Here is a 17,200-nt window from a genome sequence, read left to right on the forward strand (position 1 = left end):
GGTCAATCAGAGCGGAGACAAAGGGGGTTGAAGGGTAATATATGTACCATCCCGACCTGATACGACATCCGGAAAACTGTCCGGCCCTGGTCTTGAATGCGGACTACACGCCGTTAAGCTATTATCCGTTGAGCCTCTGGCCTTGGCAAACCGCTATCAAGGCGGTTTTTTTGGATCGGGTGGACATCGTCGCCAGCTATGAGCGGCAGGTGCACAGCCCCAGCATCCAGATGCAGATTCCCTCGGTGATCGCGCTGAAGCAATATGTTAAGCCGTCGGAACATCCCGCCTTCACCCGGTTCAACCTGTTCCTGCGCGACAAGTTCGCCTGCCAATATTGCGGTTCGCCCCATGACCTGACCTTCGACCATGTCATACCGCGCCGCGCCGGCGGGCGCACGACCTGGGAAAATGTCGCGACCGCCTGTTCGCCCTGCAACCTCAAGAAAGGCGGCCGCACGCCCAAGGAGGCGCATATGCAATTGCACGTGACGCCGATCCGCCCGACAAGCTGGCAATTGCAGGAGCATGGCCGCGCCTTCCCGCCCAATTATCTGCACGAAAGCTGGCACGACTGGCTTTATTGGGATGTGGAACTGCTGGCGTGACAATCCCCCTTCCTTGAAAGGGAAGGGAGATGGCCGTTTTCACGACATTGCCGGAATCCAGTCCAGATCCATATCCTTGTGCCGGTTGGTATAGTGGCCGATCTCCTCCAGCCGCGCCATGTCGAGCAGGGTTATCCGACCATTGGCCCGCCCGATCAGCCCTTCTTGCTCCATCTGCCGGATCATCCGGTTCACATGGACGGAGGTAAGGCCGATCGCGTCGCCAATCTCCTCCTGCGTCAGTTTGAGGTCGAAGCTGTCGACGATTCCATCGTCCGTCACGCGCAGCCGATCGAAGATATCGAGCAGGAAGGATGCGACCCGCGCCTTGGCCGAGGTCCGCCCCAATGAGGCGAGCCGGTCCGTCAGCGCGACGCGCTCCGCATTGGACAGCAGGAACAGCAGCGCCGCGACCCGCGGATATTCCTCCAGCAGACGCCGCAAGGCATGTTTGTCGAACGGACAGATGATCGCGTCGGACAGGGCCACCAGGGATTCCGGCGCCTTGCTGTAGATGGTGCTGGCCGACCCGATGAAATCGCCCGGAAAATAGACGCGCAATATCTGCCGGCTGCCGTCGGGCAGGATGACGAAGCTCATCACCCGTCCTTCGCGCAGGACGAACAGTTCCGTGACCGTATCATTGACCCGCTGGATCATCGCGCCGCGCTTTACCTTGCGGGGGTTTTCCTCAAGCCGGGCAAGCGCTTTCTTTTCTGCATCGGACAGAGGCACATGCTTCGCCAATCTGTCCGCGAAACAACTTGTTGCCACCAAAAACACCTTCTTGCTTACATTGTCGTTACGATGGCAAAACGCCCCACGCGTCTTTTGGCTGCATTTCCGCAAGTTGCACTAAACTCGATCAATAATGCGCGGGCGAACGCACAAATGTTTCATGGCGGCGTCACAAAGAGGCGCGGCGCGCGCAATGTCGAGCCGACCCGCCTTGCGAAAAACGCAATTAACGGTAAGAACCCAGCGATGGACCGCATTCACATTCGCGGCGGCAAAGCGCTCAATGGCCGCCTTCCCATTTCCGGCGCGAAAAACGCCGCTCTGACGCTGCTTCCTTGCGCCTTGCTGACCGACGAGCCGGTGACGCTGCGCAATCTGCCGCGCCTGGCCGACGTCGACAGCTTCGGCCATCTGCTCAACCAGCTTGGCGTGTCGACCATGATCGAAGGCGCCCGGCCGGAGGATTTCGGCCGCGTCATGACGCTGCGCGCAGGCCGCGTCACCTCGACCGAAGCGCCCTATGACATCGTGCGCAAGATGCGCGCGTCGATCCTGGTGCTTGGCCCCCTGCTCGCCCGCGCGGGCGAGGCGCGGGTGTCGCTGCCGGGCGGCTGCGCCATCGGCAACCGCCCGATCGATCTGCACCTGAAGGCGTTGGAAGCCTTTGGCGCGATCATCGAGATCAATGCCGGCTATGTCCGCGCCAGCGCGCCCGATGGCGGCCTGCCCGGCGGCATCTACACCTTCCCGGTGGTGTCGGTCGGCGCGACCGAAAATGCGGTGATGGCGGCGGTGCTGGCCAAGGGCACCTGCATCCTGGAAAATGCGGCGCGGGAGCCGGAGATCGTCGATCTCTGCAAGCTGCTGATCGCCATGGGCGCCGATATAGAGGGCGTCGGTTCCGACAAGCTGATCATCCACGGCCGCGACCGGCTGCATGGCGCAACCTACAGCGTCATGCCCGACCGGATCGAGGCGGGCAGCTATGCCTGCGCCGCCGCGATCACCGGCGGTTCGCTGGAACTGGCGGGCGCCTGCGCCGACGACATGCACGCCATCCTCGCCGCGCTGCGCGACGCGGGTGTCCATGTCGAGGAATTGAAGGACGGCATCAAGGTGTCGGCGGACGGCAGGCTGCGCCCGCTCACCATCTCGACCGCGCCTTTCCCGGCCTTCCCGACCGACATGCAGGCGCAGTTCATGGCGATGCTGACGCTGGCGGACGGCGCGTCGGTGCTGACCGAGACGATCTTTGAGAACCGCTACATGCACGTGCCCGAACTGGCGCGCATGGGCGCGGACATAGGCGTCAATGGCCGCACGGCGGTGGTGCGCGGCGTAGACCGGCTGGTCGGCGCGCCTGTCATGGCGACCGACCTGCGCGCCTCGATGAGCCTCATCCTGGCGGGATTGGCCGCGGAGGGAGAGACCCAGGTTAACCGCGTCTATCATCTCGATCGGGGCTATGAACGGCTGGAGGAGAAGCTCTCCGCCGTCGGCGCCGACATAGAGCGCGTCAGCGATGGCTGAAGGGCGCGGGCTCGAGACGGATCGCGCGGCGCTGCTGGCGCGCTACGATCTCGATACCGGTGGCTTTGCCACGCTCGATCAGATTACCGCCTTCGCCGCCGCGCTCTGCGAAACGCCGATCGCGCTCGTCAGCATCGTCGAGGAAGACCGTCAGCGCTTCCTCGCCCGCTCCGGCCTCGATGCGGAGGAAACGCCGCGCGACATTTCCTTTTGCGCCCACGCCATGTTGGGGGAGGCGATCTTCGTGGTGCCCGACGCCACGCTGGACCCGCATTTTGCCGATAACCCCCTGGTTACGGACGCGCCCTTCATCCGTTTCTATGCCGGAGCGCCGCTGATCGACAGCGAAGGCGCGTCTCTCGGCGCGCTCTGCGTCATCGATGATCAGCCGCGCGCGGACCTTACCGATCTCCAGCGGCAGGGTCTGACCCTGCTCGCCCGGCAGGTGATGGTGGAACTGGAGGGGCGCCGCCGCGACCGCGACGTCATTGCCCAGCAGGAAAGGGATGCGCAGGCGGTGGCCGAAAGCGACCGCATGTTCCGCACCCTGGCCGACACCATGCCGCAAATGGTCTGGTCGGCTCTGCCCGATGGCTATAATGATTATTTCAACGCCCGCTGGTACGAATTTACCGGCGTCGCGCAGGGCGCCACCGATGGCGAGGGATGGAGCGCCATCTTCCATCCGGAGGATCAGCCGCGGGCCTGGGAACGTTGGCGCCACAGCCTTGCAACCGGCGACCCCTATGAGATCGAATATCGCATGCGGCACCACGGCGGCGACTATCGCTGGACGCTGGGCCGCGCGCTGCCGATCCGGGATGCGGAAGGGACGATCATCCGCTGGATCGGCACCTGCACCGACATCAACGACCAGATCGCGATGGTGGAGGAGCGGGAGGTCATCGCCCATGAGCTGTCCCACCGCATCAAGAACATCTTTTCGGTGATTTCCGGTCTGATCGGCCTGTCGGCGCGCGAGCATCCCGAAATCCGTGCCGCCGCCGACGATCTGCGCGACCGCATCATGGCGCTGGGCCGCGCCCATGATTTCGTGCGGCCCCATGGCCCCCATTCCCAGCCGGATCATGGCGAGGGTCTGCTCTGGGGCATATTGGAGCAGATTTTCGCGCCCTATCGCGATGCGATGGGCCCGCGCATCCGGTTTTCGGGCGACAATCCGCCGGTCGACGACCGTTCCGCCACGCCGCTGGCACTGCTGTTCCATGAACTGGCGACCAACGCCGCCAAATATGGCGCGCTGTCGGTGCCTGAGGGCCGGGTCACGATAGAGGTGAAGGGCGAGGACCGGGATATCCGCATCGACTGGCGGGAGGAGGGCGGTCCACCTGCCGTCCCCGCGACCAGCGAAGGTTTTGGCAGCCGGCTGATGCAACTTAGCATCGAACGGCAATTGGGGGGACGCATGATGCGCGACTGGCGGCCCGAAGGCCTGCGCCTCAGCCTCTGGATTCCAGTGCGGTCCATGAGCCGGACGACGGCAGGAAAGGCGTAAAGCCCACAATTTCAGCGGCTTCCAGCTTTGGCTGGTCGGTCGCGGCCAGGTGCAGCGTCTCAGCGATGCTGTGCGCCCGGAACGGCTTGGTGATGACGCCCAGCGCGGCGGCGGACGCCGCGCCGATCTGCGCGGGATTGGCCGTCACATAGATGACGCGGATGCCATATTGGCTGGCCAGTTCGACGCCGATGCCCGGTCCCGTCGGCCCATCGCGCAGATTGAGGTCGACCAGCGCGATGTCGCAATCATCGGCGGCGTCGAGCGCAGCCTGACGGTCAGCCGCGATCGCGCCGACCGTGAAGCCCGCATCCTCGACGATATGTTCGATTTCCAGCGCGACGAAAATCTCGTCTTCTACGATCAGAACCTTTTTGCTCATCCCAAAGCCCACGCAACTGGAGGCAATAAATGCGCAAAGGGCGAGCCGGTTCCCGCAGGTGCGAAAAACTTTTACCCCCTATTTTCCGGCACGCTGCTCCAGAGCGTCTCGAAATCGGTCCCCCGCATCAGCAGGACAGAGGCCGGATAACCCGCCTCGCCAGCCTTGCGCGCTGTCGCCGTGGCGTTTTCAACAGCGGCTTCGCATGTCGCGAACGGACCATAATAGCGGTTGTCGAGATTGATCTTCCACACGCCCTCATGTTCCAGGACGATGTAGCGGGCATGGGGCAGAGACACCTACAAAACCTCCATATTATAATGATGCCAGGCCATGATCGCCGCTGCGCCGCGATGCGGGCGCCAGCGCTCGGCCAGGTCGCGCGTCAGCTTCTCGCTGGGCCGCTCCGGCAAGCCCAATATCCGCCCGATCTCGATCTGCACGGCCAGGTCGCCCGCGGGCCAGATGTCCGGGCGCCCTTCCGCGAACAACAGGTAGATTTCCGCCGACCAGCGTCCGATCCCCTTGATCCGCACCAATTGGGCGATGGCTTCTTCATCGTCGGCGGGCAGCTTGTGCAGGTCGATGCCGCCGTCCATCACCAATTCGGCCAGGCTGCGGGCATAGCCTTGCTTCTGCCGCGACAGGCCGCAGGCGCGCAAGGCATCGAAGTCGCGGGCGAGCAGCGCGTCCGGCGCGCAGCCTTCGCCCAGTTCCGCCTCCAGCTTGCGCCAGACCGCCGCCGCCGCCGCGACGCTCACCTGCTGGCCGACGATGGTGCGCAGCAATGTTTCATAGCCCGGCTCGCGGACACGGGGCAGGGGATAGCCGACCCGGCCGATCGCGGCGGCGAAACCGGGCTCCATCGCGGCGATATTATCCAGGCCGATCCGCAATTGTTCTGCTGTGCTCACCATAGAATTGCAGTCCGGCCCTTGATTTCCCGCTGCCCGTCCGACATGAGCGGCGGGAAAAAATTTTGAGGGACCTGGGTACATGGCGAAACTGATTGTGGTCAACCGTTCGGGCGAAGAGCAAGCGGTGGAGGCACAGAGCGGCCTTTCCGTGATGGAAATCATCCGCGACAACGGCTTTGACGAACTGCTGGCTCTGTGCGGCGGCTGCTGCTCCTGCGCGACCTGCCACGTCTATGTCGACCCGGCCTTTGCCGACAGCCTGCCGGCGGTCAGCGAAGATGAGAACGACCTGCTCGACAGCTCCGACCATCGCAACGGGACGAGCCGCCTGTCCTGCCAGCTCACCTTCAGCGATTCGCTGGACGGCCTGCGCATCACCATCGCGCCGGAAGATTGATTGAGCGCCGCCCGCCGCGCTAAGGCTTGAACCTTAGCGTGGCGGCGGGCGCCTCGCTGGTCAGCGGCGTTACTTTCCAGACGATCCGCTTGCCCTGCGGCACATTCTGAGCGCCGTCTTCCTGATTCTGGCTGACGATCTCGGCATTGGTGGTGAGGGTGAAGGTGCCGTCCAGCGCCTTGGCCGCGTCCTCGCCCGAGCTGCTGCCGCCCATCGGGTTCTGGCTCTTGTCATAGCCGTTGGAATAGCCGGGCGCCTTCATCCGCGCCCGATCCTCTCCGCGCAGTTCCACCGCGACGAAAGGCAGCACGATCTGCGCGTCGCTGTTGAAGGGGAAGAGGAAGGCGTGGGTCAGCTTGCCGCTGATCGCATAGTCGATCTCGAACTTGTGATTGCCCATGTAGCGGGCTGACCGAAAGCCCTTTTCCTTCGAAAGCGCCGCCGCGATCGCCTGCATCTGCTGCTCGTCGCTCTTGTCGTTCCCGCTTTTGCTGTCGGGGCCGTCGAACCGCTCCTCTGTGTTGCCCTGTTCCTTGGGCTGGAGGGCAGTGCGCAGCGTGCTCTGCTGCTCCTTGGGCGCAGCGTCGTCGACCGGATCGTCGCCTGAGGGCATCGAACCGAGACCCTTGCTCATATCGGTCGCCAATATCTCGCCCTTATAGGTGAAGCTGAAGCTCCGGTCGGCGCGGATGTCGAGCGTCGATTCGAACTTGCCAGGCGTCACCAGGCAGGCAGAGAGCAGCAGACAGGCCGCCAAAGCTGTGGCAGCGCGCAGAAAAGCGGCCATGTCGAACCCCCCTGTCGTTCAGCCATTATGCGTTTACCGGCTGGCAGCCGCATAAAGGGCGATTGCCGCGGCATTGGAAACATTGAGGCTTTCCATGCGCGGGCTGATCGGCAGTTTAGCCAAAATGTCGCAATGCGCCATGCTGTTGTGGCGCAACCCTTCGCCCTCGGCCCCCAGCACCAGCGCGACCCGCGACGTGCCGATGGCCTCGCCCAGCGTCTGATCCGCCTCGCCATCCAGCCCGATGCGCCAGTAACCGGCTTCCGCAATCTCATCGAGCGCGCGGGCCAGGTTCACCACCCGCACCCAGGGCACGATCTCCAGCGCGCCCGAAGCGGACCGCGCCAGCACCCCTGATTCGGGCGGCGCGTGCCGGTCCTGCGTCACGATGCACAGCGCATCGAACGCCGCCGCCGACCGCAGGATCGCGCCGACATTATGCGGGTCCGTCACCTGATCCAGCACCAGCACAGGCCGGTTGTCGTCCCGTCCCGCCTCCAGCGCGTCGCCCAGCCAGACATCGTCCAGCGGCTCGACTTCGGCCACGATGCCCTGATGCGGCGCGTCCGACGGCACCATGCGGCCAAGGTCCGCCACATCGGCATAGACGATGGGCAAGACCGGCGGCAGGTCGAGCGCATTCAGCGCCTCCCGCGTCCCCCAGATCTTGCGCACGATCCGGTCCGGATTGGCGAGCGCGGCGATGACGGCATGCCGTCCATAAAAGCGGGGAAAGGTCCCTTTGGACTTTCCGGTGCGATTTCCTCTTTTCATGACGCGCTCTTTTCACATTGCACCATTGACAGGCAAGTCTCCATTCGCCATTGGAGCGCCCTCCAGCCGATCGGGGCATTCTTCGACACGGTTAGGCGACTGGACAGGTGGCCGAGTGGTTAAAGGCAGCAGACTGTAAATCTGCCCGGGTTTCCCGTACGCTGGTTCGAATCCAGCCCTGTCCACCATCGCCAGGTTTCAGGCTGATATTGATCGGCCTTACGGCTCATCCCACCGCTCCGCCAGTTGCTTTCCTGCATGCGTTGACGGGACAAGTGCGGTTTATCCGACATCTGCTACACTCCCCTCGATGACTATCGATCGCCGCGCCGTCCTGACCGCCGCCCTTGCCGGCTTTCTCACTCTTCCGCTTCCCCGCCGCGCTTTCGCCGCGAGCGAGGTAGAGCGTGTGGACGAGCTGATCGCGCGCATGACGATAGAGGAAAAGGCGGGCCAGATGACCTGCCTGGCCGACAGTTTCCGCCCCTATAACCCGCCCAATCCGCAGGTCGGCATCCAGAATGAAAAGGATCTGGCCGACGAAATCCGCAAGGGCCGTGTCGGCTGCCTGTTCAATGGCATCGGCGTAGCCGGCGCCCGCCGCGCCCAGGACATCGCGCTCAAGCAAAGCCGCTTGCGGATTCCGCTGCTGTTCGCGGGCGATGTGATCCATGGCATCAAGACGATCTTCCCGGTGACTTTGGGCGAATCGGCCAGTTTCGATCCTTCGCTGGCCGAACGCACCGCCCGCGCCATGGCGGTCGAGGCCACCGCAGCGGGGCTGCACCTGACCTTCGCGCCGATGGTCGATGTCGCCCGCGATCAACGCTGGGGCCGGGTGGTCGAGGGGGCGGGGGAGGATGTCTATCTTGGCGGCCTGTTCGCCGCCGCGCGGGTGCGCGGTTTTCAGGGGCGCGATCTGCGCCGCGACGACAGTCTGCTTGCCTGCCCCAAGCATTTCGCCGCCTATGGCGCTGTTTCAGGCGGCCTGGAATATGGCAGCGTCGACATCAGCGACGAGACCTTGCGCGAAACCCATCTTCCGCCCTTCGGCGCGGCCTTCGCGGCGGGGGCGCTCACCACCATGGCGGCCTTTAGCGAAATCAACGGCGTGCCCGCCACCGCCGACCGCGATCTCCTGACCGACACGCTGCGGGGCGAGATGAAGTTCCGGGGCTTCGTCTTTTCCGACTATACGGCTGACGAGGAACTCATCGCCCACGGCTATGCGGAGGATGAGCGCGACGCCACCCGCCTTGCCATTCTCGCGGGCGTCGACATGTCGATGCAGAGCGGCCTTTATATCCGCCACATTCCCGATCTGGTGAAAAGCGGCGCGGTGCCGATGGAGACGGTCGACGTCGCCGTGCGCCGCATCCTCTATGTGAAGACCGCCATCGGCCTGTTCGAAAATCCGTACCGCTCGCTGAACGAGGAGGTGGAAAAGACCCGCATCTTCACCCCGGCCCATCGCGCACTGGCCCGCGAAGCCGCCACCCGTTCGATCGTGCTGCTTCAGAACAACGGCGTCCTCCCCCTTGATCCGGCCAAAGGGCAGAGCATCGCCCTGATCGGCCCCTTTGGCGAGGACAAGGCGAACATCTACGGCCCCTGGGCCTTTTACGGCGACAAGGGCAAGGGCGTCGACATCGCCACCGGCCTGCGCGCCGCCATGCCGGACCCGGCAAAATTGCTGATCGCCCAGGGCAGCGGTATCCTGACCCCGATCGACGGCGGCGTGGCCACGGCGGTGGAAACCGCCAGGGCGGCCGACATCGTCATTCTCGCCTTGGGGGAATCGCAGGACATGTCGGGCGAAGCGCAATCGCGCACCGCCATCGAAATCCCCGTCGTGCAACAGGCGCTGGCCAATGCCGTCGCCGCCACCGGCAAGCCCGTGGTCGTCCTCCTGCGCCATGGCCGCGCGCTGGCGCTGCATGATGGCGTCGCCAATGCGCAGGCGATCCTGGCCACATGGTTTCTCGGCTCCGAATCCGGCCACGCCATTGCCGACATCCTCTTCGGCAAGGAAAATCCGTCGGCCAAGCTGCCGGTCAGCTTCCCGTGGGAATCGGGGCAGGAGCCTTTCTTCTACGATCGCAAATCGACTGGCCGCCCGGTGATCGACAACCGCACCGAATATCGCTCGCGCTACGCCACCACCGACAACAGCGCGCGCTATCCCTTCGGCCATGGCCTCAGTTACAGCGATTTCGTGCTGGAGGATCTGAAGCTCTCCGACAGCGCGCTGCGCTGGGACCGTGCCATCGAAGTGACGGCGCGCCTCACCAACAAAGGCACCCGCAAGGGCAGCGAGGTCGTGCAGCTGTATATCCGCGACCGGGTGGCCAGCCGCACCCGCCCGATCCGCGAGTTGAAGCGCATCGAGCGCGTCACTCTGGGGGCAGGAGAAAGCAGGACGGTCCGCTTCTCCCTCTCCCGCACAGACCTCCAATTTGTGGGCGCGGGGAACAGGATCATCGCGGAGCCGGGCGCGTTCGACCTGTGGGTCGGCCAGTCGAGCGCCGGGGGATTGAGGGGGACGTTCACCCTCTATGCGGAGGGGTAGGGATAATCGGAGGGCGCTCAAAATCCTGTCCTACACCGCCAAACCCATGCCATAACCCCGATGGCTCTTTCCCACCGTCAACCCTTTGCGCTCCGCGCCGGCCGGGCACCGTCCGTACACCATTTCGCAAAAATTCTCCTGTTGCGAAATCAACGCCACCGGTCCGCATCCACGCAAATGCGTCGCCCACAACGCTGTGTACTTCGCAAGCGCATGGCTGACTGTAAAACTCCATCCCAGCGCCTTCACCACGCGGCGCGGCTCTGCTAGAGGGCGCGGCCATGCTTACCCTGAACGGCATCACCGTGCGCCTTGGCGGCCGCACCATCCTCGACCGCGCCAGCGCCTCGCTGCCGCCGCGCAGCCGCGTGGGCCTGATCGGCCGCAACGGCGCGGGCAAATCGACGCTGATGAAGGTGATGATCGGCCAGCTCGACCCCGACGAGGGCAGTTGCGACATGCCCCGCGACACGCGCCTCGGCTATATCGCGCAGGAGGCGCCCTCCGGCACCGCCACGCCTTTCGACACTGTGTTGGCCGCCGACAAGGAACGCGCAGCCCTGATGGCGGAGGCGGAGCATACCGAAGACCCCGACCGCCTCGGCCATATCTACGAACGCCTGAACGCCATCGACGCCTATACCGCGCCCGCCCGCGCAGCGCGCATCCTCGTCGGCCTCGGCTTTGACGAGGAAATGCAGGGCCGTCCGCTCGACAGCTATTCGGGCGGCTGGAAGATGCGCGTGGCGCTGGCCTCGCTGCTTTTTTCCAACCCCGAACTGCTGCTGCTCGACGAACCGTCGAACCATCTCGACCTTGAAGCGACGCTCTGGCTGGAAAATTTCCTGAAGGCCTATCGCGGCACCGTGGTCGTCATCAGCCATGAGCGCGATCTGCTCAATAATGTGGTCGACTATATCCTCCATCTGGAGGGCGGAAAGATCATGCTCTACCCCGGCGGCTACGACGCTTTCGAGCGTCAGCGCGCCGAACGGCTCGCCCAGCAGGAAGCCGCCCGCGCCAAGCAGCAGGCGGAACGGGAGAAGTTGCAGGACTATGTCGCCCGCAACTCGGCCCGCGCCTCGACCGCGAAACAGGCGCAATCGCGCGCCAAGGCGCTGGCGAGGATGCAGCCCATCGCCGCCGCCATCGAAGACCCGACGCTGCATTTCGGTTTCCCCAGCCCGCCCGAACTGCGCCCGCCGCTGATCACCATGGACATGGCGGCGGTCGGCTATAACGACACGCCGGTCCTGCGCCGGGTGAACCTGCGCATCGATCCCGACGATCGGCTGGCGCTGCTCGGCCGCAACGGCAATGGCAAGACCACGCTCGCTCGCCTGATCGCCGCGCAGCTAAAGCCGATGGAAGGCGCGATGAACGCCTCGGCCAAGATGAACGTCGGCTATTTCACCCAATATCAGGTGGAAGAACTCGATATCACCGACACGCCGCTCGAACATATGAGCCGGGTGATGAAGGGCGCGACTCCCGCCGCCGTCCGCGCCCAGCTCGGCCGCTTCGGCTTCACCGGCGAGCGCGCCACGCAGAAGGTCGGCTCCATGTCGGGCGGGGAGAGGGCGCGGCTGGCGCTGGCGCTCATCACCCGCGACGCGCCGCACCTGCTGATCCTCGACGAGCCGACCAACCACCTGGATGTCGACAGTCGCGAGGCGCTGGTGCAGGCGCTCAACGACTATAGCGGCGCGGTGGTGATCGTCTCGCACGACCGCCACATGATCGAGCTGGTGGCCGACCGGCTGGTGCTGGTCGACGGCGGCACGGCCCAGCCCTTCGACGGCAGTCTGGAGGATTATACCGACATCATCCTGCGCAAGGCCGACGGGAACGGCAGCAATGGGGGTGGGGGCGGCGACGCGCCCAAGGCTGACCGCAAGGCGGAAAAGCGCAACGCCGCCGAATGGCGCGAGAAGCAGAAGGCGGCGAAGAACGCCCTCAGCAAGGCCGAAAAGGAAATGGCGACGCTCAACGCCGAGCGCAGCCGGATCGATCAGGCGCTGTTCGATCCCAAATCCGCCAGCGGCGCGGAGGCGAAGATGACCATGACGCAGCTCATGGTAAAGCGCGCGGATGTCGAGAAGAAGCTGGAATTGGTGGAAGAAGTCTGGATGGAAGCCAGCGCGGCGCTGGAAGAGCTATAGGAGCCCAGTTCTGCCCTCAATGGATAAGGCAACGTCTGCACAGGGTTCCTGCCTGTGCAGGAACACGGCGGTTCACCCCCCAGAAGGCTCCTCCGTCAGCGGCCCTTCCAGCCCGTCGACCCCACTGCGCATTCGTGTCACGATATTCCAGGTGGCGATGAACAGCGCCGCGATGACCGGCCCGATCACGATGCCGTTGAACCCGAAGAGATCGATCCCGCCCAAGGTCGTGATCAGCACCACATAATCCGGAATCCGCGTATCCCGCCCGACCAGCACCGGGCGCAGGATATTGTCGACCATCCCGATCACGAACATCCCGCAAAAGGCGAGGATCAATCCCTTCACCACCGCCCCGGTGACAAACAGATAGATCGCGACCGGCACCCAGATCAGCCCCGTCCCAACCGCCGGGATCAGCGAGAATGCCCCCATCAGCACGCCCCACAACAGCGCGCCCGGCAACCCCAGCGCCCAGAACACCACCCCGCCGATCACCCCCTGCACGATGGCGACGACGATGCTGCCCTTGATCGTCGCGCGGGTGACGATGACGAACTGCTCCATCAAGGCCCGGCGATAGGCGGTCCGCATCGGCGCAGCCCGGTCCACCATCGCGGCCAGCTTCGGCCCGTCGCGCAACAGGAAGAAAGTGAGGTACAGCATCACGCCCAGCGCCATCAGGAAGCTGAACGCGCTCTGCCCGATCTGCAGCGCCTGCGTCGCAACCGTGCGGAAGCTGGAGGTGATGCCTTCGCTCAGCATCTCGCGCACGGCGGCGAAATTGGTGATGCCCAGCCGTTCCAGAAAGGCCGCCGCCCAACCGGGCAGGCTCGCCTGGAACTGCGCGAACATGCGGGCGAAATTGATCTCCCCCGACTGCACCTTGGCGGTGAAGATCGTTGCTTCCTGCACCAGCGCCATGGCCAGGATGATGGCTGGCACGATCACCACAGCGATGATCAGCAACAGCGTCAAGGCCGCCGAACTGTTCCGCCGCCGGGGTATCATGCCGATCAATGCCTGGTTGACCGGCGCGAACAGGATGGCGGCGATCACGCCCCACAGGATCGCGGCGAAAAACGGCTCGATCACCAGAGCGAAGGCGATCGAGACGATGAGGACGAAGCCCAGGAAAACCCCGTCCTCTATATGCGCGGCTGGCGACTGTTTGCTGTCCATCACGCCGCTTTGGCAGAAGTCGGGATGTAAATCTATCCGCCGGTCATTCCGCTTGCGCACTGAAACCGAAGCTGACCGCCACCTTGGGATCAAGTCCCGTACTGCTCTCGCCATTGCCCACGCCAAAGGGTGCGCGGGCGATGATGGCCGATCCCGAAACCTTCCGCGCCTTGCCCGTGCCCGACAGGGTGAAGCGGATGCTCTGCGGCTTGCTCACCCCCTTCAGCGTCAGCGTGCCCGCGGCGCGGTAGCTGTTCGCCCCCGTCTTTTCCGCGCCCTTGGCGGTGAAGACGGCCTTGGGATGGGCCGCCACGCCGAAAAATTCGTCCCCGGCCAGCATTCCGTCCTTATAGCTGTCGCCCACGCTGGCGCTCGCCAGATCGATCTCGACGCGAATGTCGGCGCTATCGGGATGGTCCGGATCCATCGCGATCTTCGCCGTCCATTTGGAAAAGCCGCCGCTGATCGTCTCGCCGCTGTTCCCGACGGAAAAGCCGATCGTGCCGCCCGGCTGCACCGCCCAGGAAGGCGGCGGCCCTACCGGCTCTTCCGCCGCCATCGCATTGTCCGCTTCGGCGGGAGCCGCCGCATTGGCCGCATTGTCCATCGCCTCAGCGACATTGGCAGGCGCCTCCTTCTCGACCGCAGCCAGCGTAACGGGCGCGACCGCCACCTGCGGCGCAGGCTCCGGCAGCACGACGCGGCCCAGGACGAAGCCCACCGCGATCAGTGCGGGCAAAGCCGCCAGCAACACCGGCGAGCGCGCCGGGATCATCCGCCACAGCAGCCCGTCGCCCATCAGGAAATGATGCCGCAGCGCACCCGCCACATGCAGCGCGAACAAGGCGATGCCGATCCAGACGATCAGGCTGTGTCCGCCCTCGGCCAGTTCATGCGCCCCCATGGGCAGGGGCAGATGGGGCAGGGGGATGGTCCCGAAGATCAGCGTCGGCACTTTCACCTTGGCAGTCGACACCAGCGCCCATCCGGTCAGCGGCGCGCCCAGCATGAACAGGTAAAGGCCCGCATGCACTGCCTTTGCCAGCGCGCCCTGCCAGCCGCGCTCGGCCGGCGCCGGACGCGGCTTCCAATAACGTACGGCGATCCGCGCCAAGGTCAGCAGCAGGATCGAAATGCCGATCGACTTGTGGAGCTGGAACAGCGCAAATCCGCGCGCGCCCAGATCTTCCAGCGCCCATCCCACGGCGATCTGGAAGGCCAGCAGGGCAGCGATCGCCCAATGCAGGAAAATGGCAATCCGACTATAGCGTTGCATGAATACCCCGTGCGCGAAAATCCGGCGCGAAAGCTATGCTGCACCTGCGCGGAAGTCCATCGCTGCACCTGGAAACGATCCGTTACCGGCTCGGAACGATGGCCTTCGCGCCTGTGTCATAAAGGTCGCAGTCCGACCAATTTCGACCCGAAGATTGCATCCCGGCCGTCAGGGGTTAAGAGCAAAGGATAAACAGGACATAGGACAAGCAGGACATGGCCAAACCCGAATCCTGGCGTCTCCGCCCGGAAGCTTATCGTTTCGTCACCAGCATCGACACCCGCTTCCAGGACATCGACACGATGGGCCACGTCAACAATGTGGCCATCTCCGGGATTTTCGAAACGGCCCGCATCCGCTTCCACCATCATCTGGGCCGTCACCCGCAGGAACAGGGCGTGCGCTGGCTGGTCGCCAATGTGAACCTCAATTTCGTCGAGGAATCGCACTTTCCCTATCCGTTTGAAGTGCATTGCGCGATCGGCCATATCGGCCGCACGAGCTGGACGATCAGCTCGGCGGGCTTTCAGAAGGGCGTGTGCGTCGCCACCGCCGACACCACGGTCGTCACCCATGGTTCCGAAGGACGCCGCAGCATCGATGAAAGCCTGCGTGAAGCGATGGAACGCAATTTCATCATTCGCCCGGAATGATGTTGCCGCGCTGATATTTTGAGGCGGCCTTAGCGGAAGCCGTCCATGCGGCGGCTCCATTGGAAGGCGATGACCGCCGCCTTGGCCGGCTGAATCATCGCCACCGCCAGCAGGATCGCGAACCCCGGCCACAGCAGCGCCTGCAGTCCCATCGGAATGTCCAGCGCCGCATTCACCTCTATCATCAGCGGCACGAGCAAGTGCCCCAGCAGCAATATGACGATATAGGCCGGGAAATCGTCCGCCCGCGACTGGTCCCACGCCTGCCCGCAAGCCTCGCAGGCTGGACTGGGCTTCAGGAAGCGCGCAAACATCCGGCCTTCGCCGCAGGCCGGGCAGCGGCCCCGCAGGGCAAGCGCCAGCGCTGGCCGCAGCGGTCGTGCCGCATCATTCCGGGGCAATCCTTGGGTCATGGCGTCCTTCCCTATGGTCAATGCCCGGTCCATGCAACAATGCGGTGTCCCTGTTAGAGCTTCCGCCCGGTGCAAAGCCTGTTAAGAGAGCGGCCATGCGCCTCCCGGGACCGACCGAAACCTTTGTCCTGTTCGATGACGCCCGTACGCGGGGTGCTGCGCCCGCGCGCCTCTATCGCGATCCGGTGTCGGTCATCGCCGCGCACCGCCTGACGGAGGTGCAGCCCGCGCTCGATCGCCTGGCCGAAGCGGCGGAGGCCGGACTGCATGCAGCCGGTTTCATCGCCTATGAAGCGGGTCTCGCGCTGGAGGACCGCCTCCACCCGCTGGCCGAGCGGCACAGGGAGGACCGGCCGAAAACCCCGCTGCTCTGGTTCGGCCTGTTCGAAGGCGTGCGCCTGATCGAACCCGGGGCCATGCCCGGCCTTCTGCCCGATCCGACCGCCGCGAGAGTCAACCGGCTCCAGCCGCTCATCGATGAGGCCGCCTATCACGCTGCCTTCGCGCAGGTTCAGGATTTCATCCGCGCCGGCGACATCTATCAGGTCAATCTGACCTTTCCCTGCGCGGCGCATTTCACGGGCGATCTCATGGCGCTCTACGCCGCGCTCCGCCCACGCCAGCAGGCGGGCTATGGCGGCGTGCTCCGCACTGGCGATCACGCCATCCTCTCCTTCTCCCCCGAGCTGTTCTTCACCAATGTGCGGGGCCAACTGACCGCCCGCCCGATGAAGGGCACCGCCCCCCGCGATCCCGATCTCGCCCGCGACGCAGACCTCATCCACTGGCTGGAACAGGATGCCAAGCAGCGCGCGGAAAATCTGATGATCGTCGACCTGCTGCGCAACGATCTTTCGCGCGTCTCCCGCGCCGGCACGGTCACGGTGCCCGACCTGTTCAAGGTCGAAACCTATCCCACCGTCCATCAGATGGTGTCGACCGTCCGCGCCCGCCTGCTGCCGGGCCTTTCGCCGGTCGATGTGCTGCGCGTCCTCTTCCCTTGCGGATCGATCACCGGCGCGCCCAAGGTCCGCGCCATGGAGATTATCGACGCGGTCGAAGCCTTCCCGCGCGGCGTCTATACCGGCTCGATGGGCTGGATCGATCCGTCGGGCGATGCTGCCTTCAATGTTGCCATCCGCACCATTTGTGTTGAAGAAGGCAGCAGGGAGGGGCGCCTGGGTCTGGGATCGGGCATCGTCGCGGATTCGGATGTCGCGTCCGAATGGGCGGAATGTCTGGCCAAGGGGCGCTTCCTCACACCGGCTTGAAGGGCGTGTTTATTGTCCGCATTCT

The 17,200-nt window shown here is 64.6% G+C and carries 17 protein-coding genes and 1 tRNA gene; 9 read left to right on the top strand and 9 right to left on the bottom strand.

Annotation, left to right across the window (positions count from 1 at the left end; genetic code table 11):
* Positions 1-41 precede the first annotated feature (41 nt).
* On the top strand, positions 42-608 hold the full coding sequence (locus VVT58_RS14100; RefSeq protein ID WP_087574987.1) for an HNH endonuclease: 567 nt from the start codon (positions 42-44) through the stop codon (positions 606-608).
* Positions 609-647: 39 nt separating this feature from the next.
* Here the strand turns inward: VVT58_RS14100 and VVT58_RS14105 are convergent, their stop codons facing one another.
* A complete protein-coding gene (locus VVT58_RS14105) occupies positions 648-1,385 on the bottom strand; it encodes a Crp/Fnr family transcriptional regulator (protein WP_066562060.1) in 738 nt (245 codons plus the stop codon).
* A gap of 207 nt (positions 1,386-1,592) precedes the next feature.
* Between VVT58_RS14105 and murA the strand changes: the two genes are divergently transcribed.
* Both murA and VVT58_RS14115 read left to right on the top strand, forming a co-directional pair.
* Positions 1,593-2,876, top strand: coding sequence for a UDP-N-acetylglucosamine 1-carboxyvinyltransferase (murA, locus tag VVT58_RS14110; RefSeq protein ID WP_327752481.1), 1,284 nt, complete (start codon positions 1,593-1,595; stop codon positions 2,874-2,876).
* Positions 2,869-4,392 carry a sensor histidine kinase gene (locus tag VVT58_RS14115; protein WP_066560641.1) on the top strand — a complete coding sequence of 508 codons (1,524 nt, stop codon included), beginning with the start codon at positions 2,869-2,871 and terminating at the stop codon, positions 4,390-4,392. The genes murA and VVT58_RS14115 overlap by 8 nt, the downstream gene beginning before the upstream one ends.
* Here VVT58_RS14115 and VVT58_RS14120 read toward each other — a convergent pair.
* From VVT58_RS14120 to VVT58_RS14130, 3 genes are all read right to left on the bottom strand, one after another.
* Positions 4,337-4,774 carry a response regulator gene (locus VVT58_RS14120; RefSeq protein WP_066560639.1) on the bottom strand — a complete coding sequence of 146 codons (438 nt, stop codon included), beginning with the start codon at positions 4,772-4,774 and terminating at the stop codon, positions 4,337-4,339. The genes VVT58_RS14115 and VVT58_RS14120 overlap by 56 nt on opposite strands.
* 71 nt (positions 4,775-4,845) lie before the next feature.
* The gene (locus VVT58_RS14125) at positions 4,846-5,073 is read right to left on the bottom strand and encodes a DUF2188 domain-containing protein (protein ID WP_327752480.1); all 228 of its coding nucleotides are present in this window, start codon (positions 5,071-5,073) and stop codon (positions 4,846-4,848) included.
* The gene (locus VVT58_RS14130; protein WP_066560629.1) at positions 5,074-5,691 is read right to left on the bottom strand and encodes a DNA-3-methyladenine glycosylase; all 618 of its coding nucleotides are present in this window, start codon (positions 5,689-5,691) and stop codon (positions 5,074-5,076) included.
* 79 nt (positions 5,692-5,770) lie between these two features.
* On the opposite strand from VVT58_RS14130, the gene VVT58_RS14135 reads away from it, so the two are divergent.
* On the top strand, positions 5,771-6,088 hold the full coding sequence (locus VVT58_RS14135) for a 2Fe-2S iron-sulfur cluster-binding protein (protein ID WP_066560627.1): 318 nt from the start codon (positions 5,771-5,773) through the stop codon (positions 6,086-6,088).
* A 19-nt stretch (positions 6,089-6,107) separates the two neighbouring features.
* Here the strand turns inward: VVT58_RS14135 and VVT58_RS14140 are convergent, their stop codons facing one another.
* A complete protein-coding gene (locus tag VVT58_RS14140; protein WP_327752479.1) occupies positions 6,108-6,875 on the bottom strand; it encodes a hypothetical protein in 768 nt (255 codons plus the stop codon).
* 33 nt (positions 6,876-6,908) lie between these two features.
* Positions 6,909-7,649 (bottom strand): 23S rRNA (guanosine(2251)-2'-O)-methyltransferase RlmB, encoded by a 741-nt coding sequence (rlmB, locus tag VVT58_RS14145; RefSeq protein ID WP_327752478.1) that lies wholly within the window; start codon positions 7,647-7,649, stop codon positions 6,909-6,911.
* A 101-nt stretch (positions 7,650-7,750) separates the two neighbouring features.
* Here rlmB and VVT58_RS14150 point away from each other — a divergent pair.
* The 3 genes from VVT58_RS14150 (at position 7,751) to VVT58_RS14160 (ending at position 12,380) form a co-directional block, all read left to right on the top strand.
* Positions 7,751-7,837, top strand: a tRNA-Tyr gene (locus VVT58_RS14150).
* Positions 7,838-7,959: 122 nt separating this feature from the next.
* On the top strand, positions 7,960-10,218 hold the full coding sequence (locus VVT58_RS14155; protein ID WP_327752477.1) for a glycoside hydrolase family 3 N-terminal domain-containing protein: 2,259 nt from the start codon (positions 7,960-7,962) through the stop codon (positions 10,216-10,218).
* Positions 10,219-10,499: 281 nt separating this feature from the next.
* A complete protein-coding gene (locus VVT58_RS14160; RefSeq protein WP_327752476.1) occupies positions 10,500-12,380 on the top strand; it encodes an ABC-F family ATP-binding cassette domain-containing protein in 1,881 nt (626 codons plus the stop codon).
* A 72-nt stretch (positions 12,381-12,452) separates the two neighbouring features.
* On the opposite strand, the gene VVT58_RS14165 is transcribed toward VVT58_RS14160, so the two are convergent.
* A complete protein-coding gene (locus tag VVT58_RS14165) occupies positions 12,453-13,562 on the bottom strand; it encodes an AI-2E family transporter (protein WP_327752475.1) in 1,110 nt (369 codons plus the stop codon).
* Positions 13,563-13,605: 43 nt separating this feature from the next.
* Positions 13,606-14,838, bottom strand: coding sequence for a YceI family protein (locus VVT58_RS14170; protein ID WP_327752474.1), 1,233 nt, complete (start codon positions 14,836-14,838; stop codon positions 13,606-13,608).
* Positions 14,839-15,053: 215 nt separating this feature from the next.
* Here VVT58_RS14170 and VVT58_RS14175 point away from each other — a divergent pair, with 215 nt between their 5' ends.
* Positions 15,054-15,491 carry a thioesterase family protein gene (locus tag VVT58_RS14175; protein ID WP_066560595.1) on the top strand — a complete coding sequence of 146 codons (438 nt, stop codon included), beginning with the start codon at positions 15,054-15,056 and terminating at the stop codon, positions 15,489-15,491.
* A 29-nt stretch (positions 15,492-15,520) separates the two neighbouring features.
* On the opposite strand, the gene VVT58_RS14180 is transcribed toward VVT58_RS14175, so the two are convergent.
* Entirely contained in the window at positions 15,521-15,904 is a 384-nt protein-coding gene (locus VVT58_RS14180) for a DUF983 domain-containing protein (RefSeq protein WP_327752473.1), read from the bottom strand.
* Between the two features lie 95 nt (positions 15,905-15,999).
* Here VVT58_RS14180 and pabB point away from each other — a divergent pair, with 95 nt between their 5' ends.
* A complete protein-coding gene (gene pabB / locus VVT58_RS14185) occupies positions 16,000-17,175 on the top strand; it encodes an aminodeoxychorismate synthase component I (RefSeq protein WP_087575967.1) in 1,176 nt (391 codons plus the stop codon).
* The last annotated feature ends 25 nt before the right edge of the window (positions 17,176-17,200 follow it).

The sequence above is a fragment of the Sphingobium sp. SJ10-10 genome, from assembly GCF_036038995.2.
GTDB lineage: Bacteria > Pseudomonadota > Alphaproteobacteria > Sphingomonadales > Sphingomonadaceae > Sphingobium.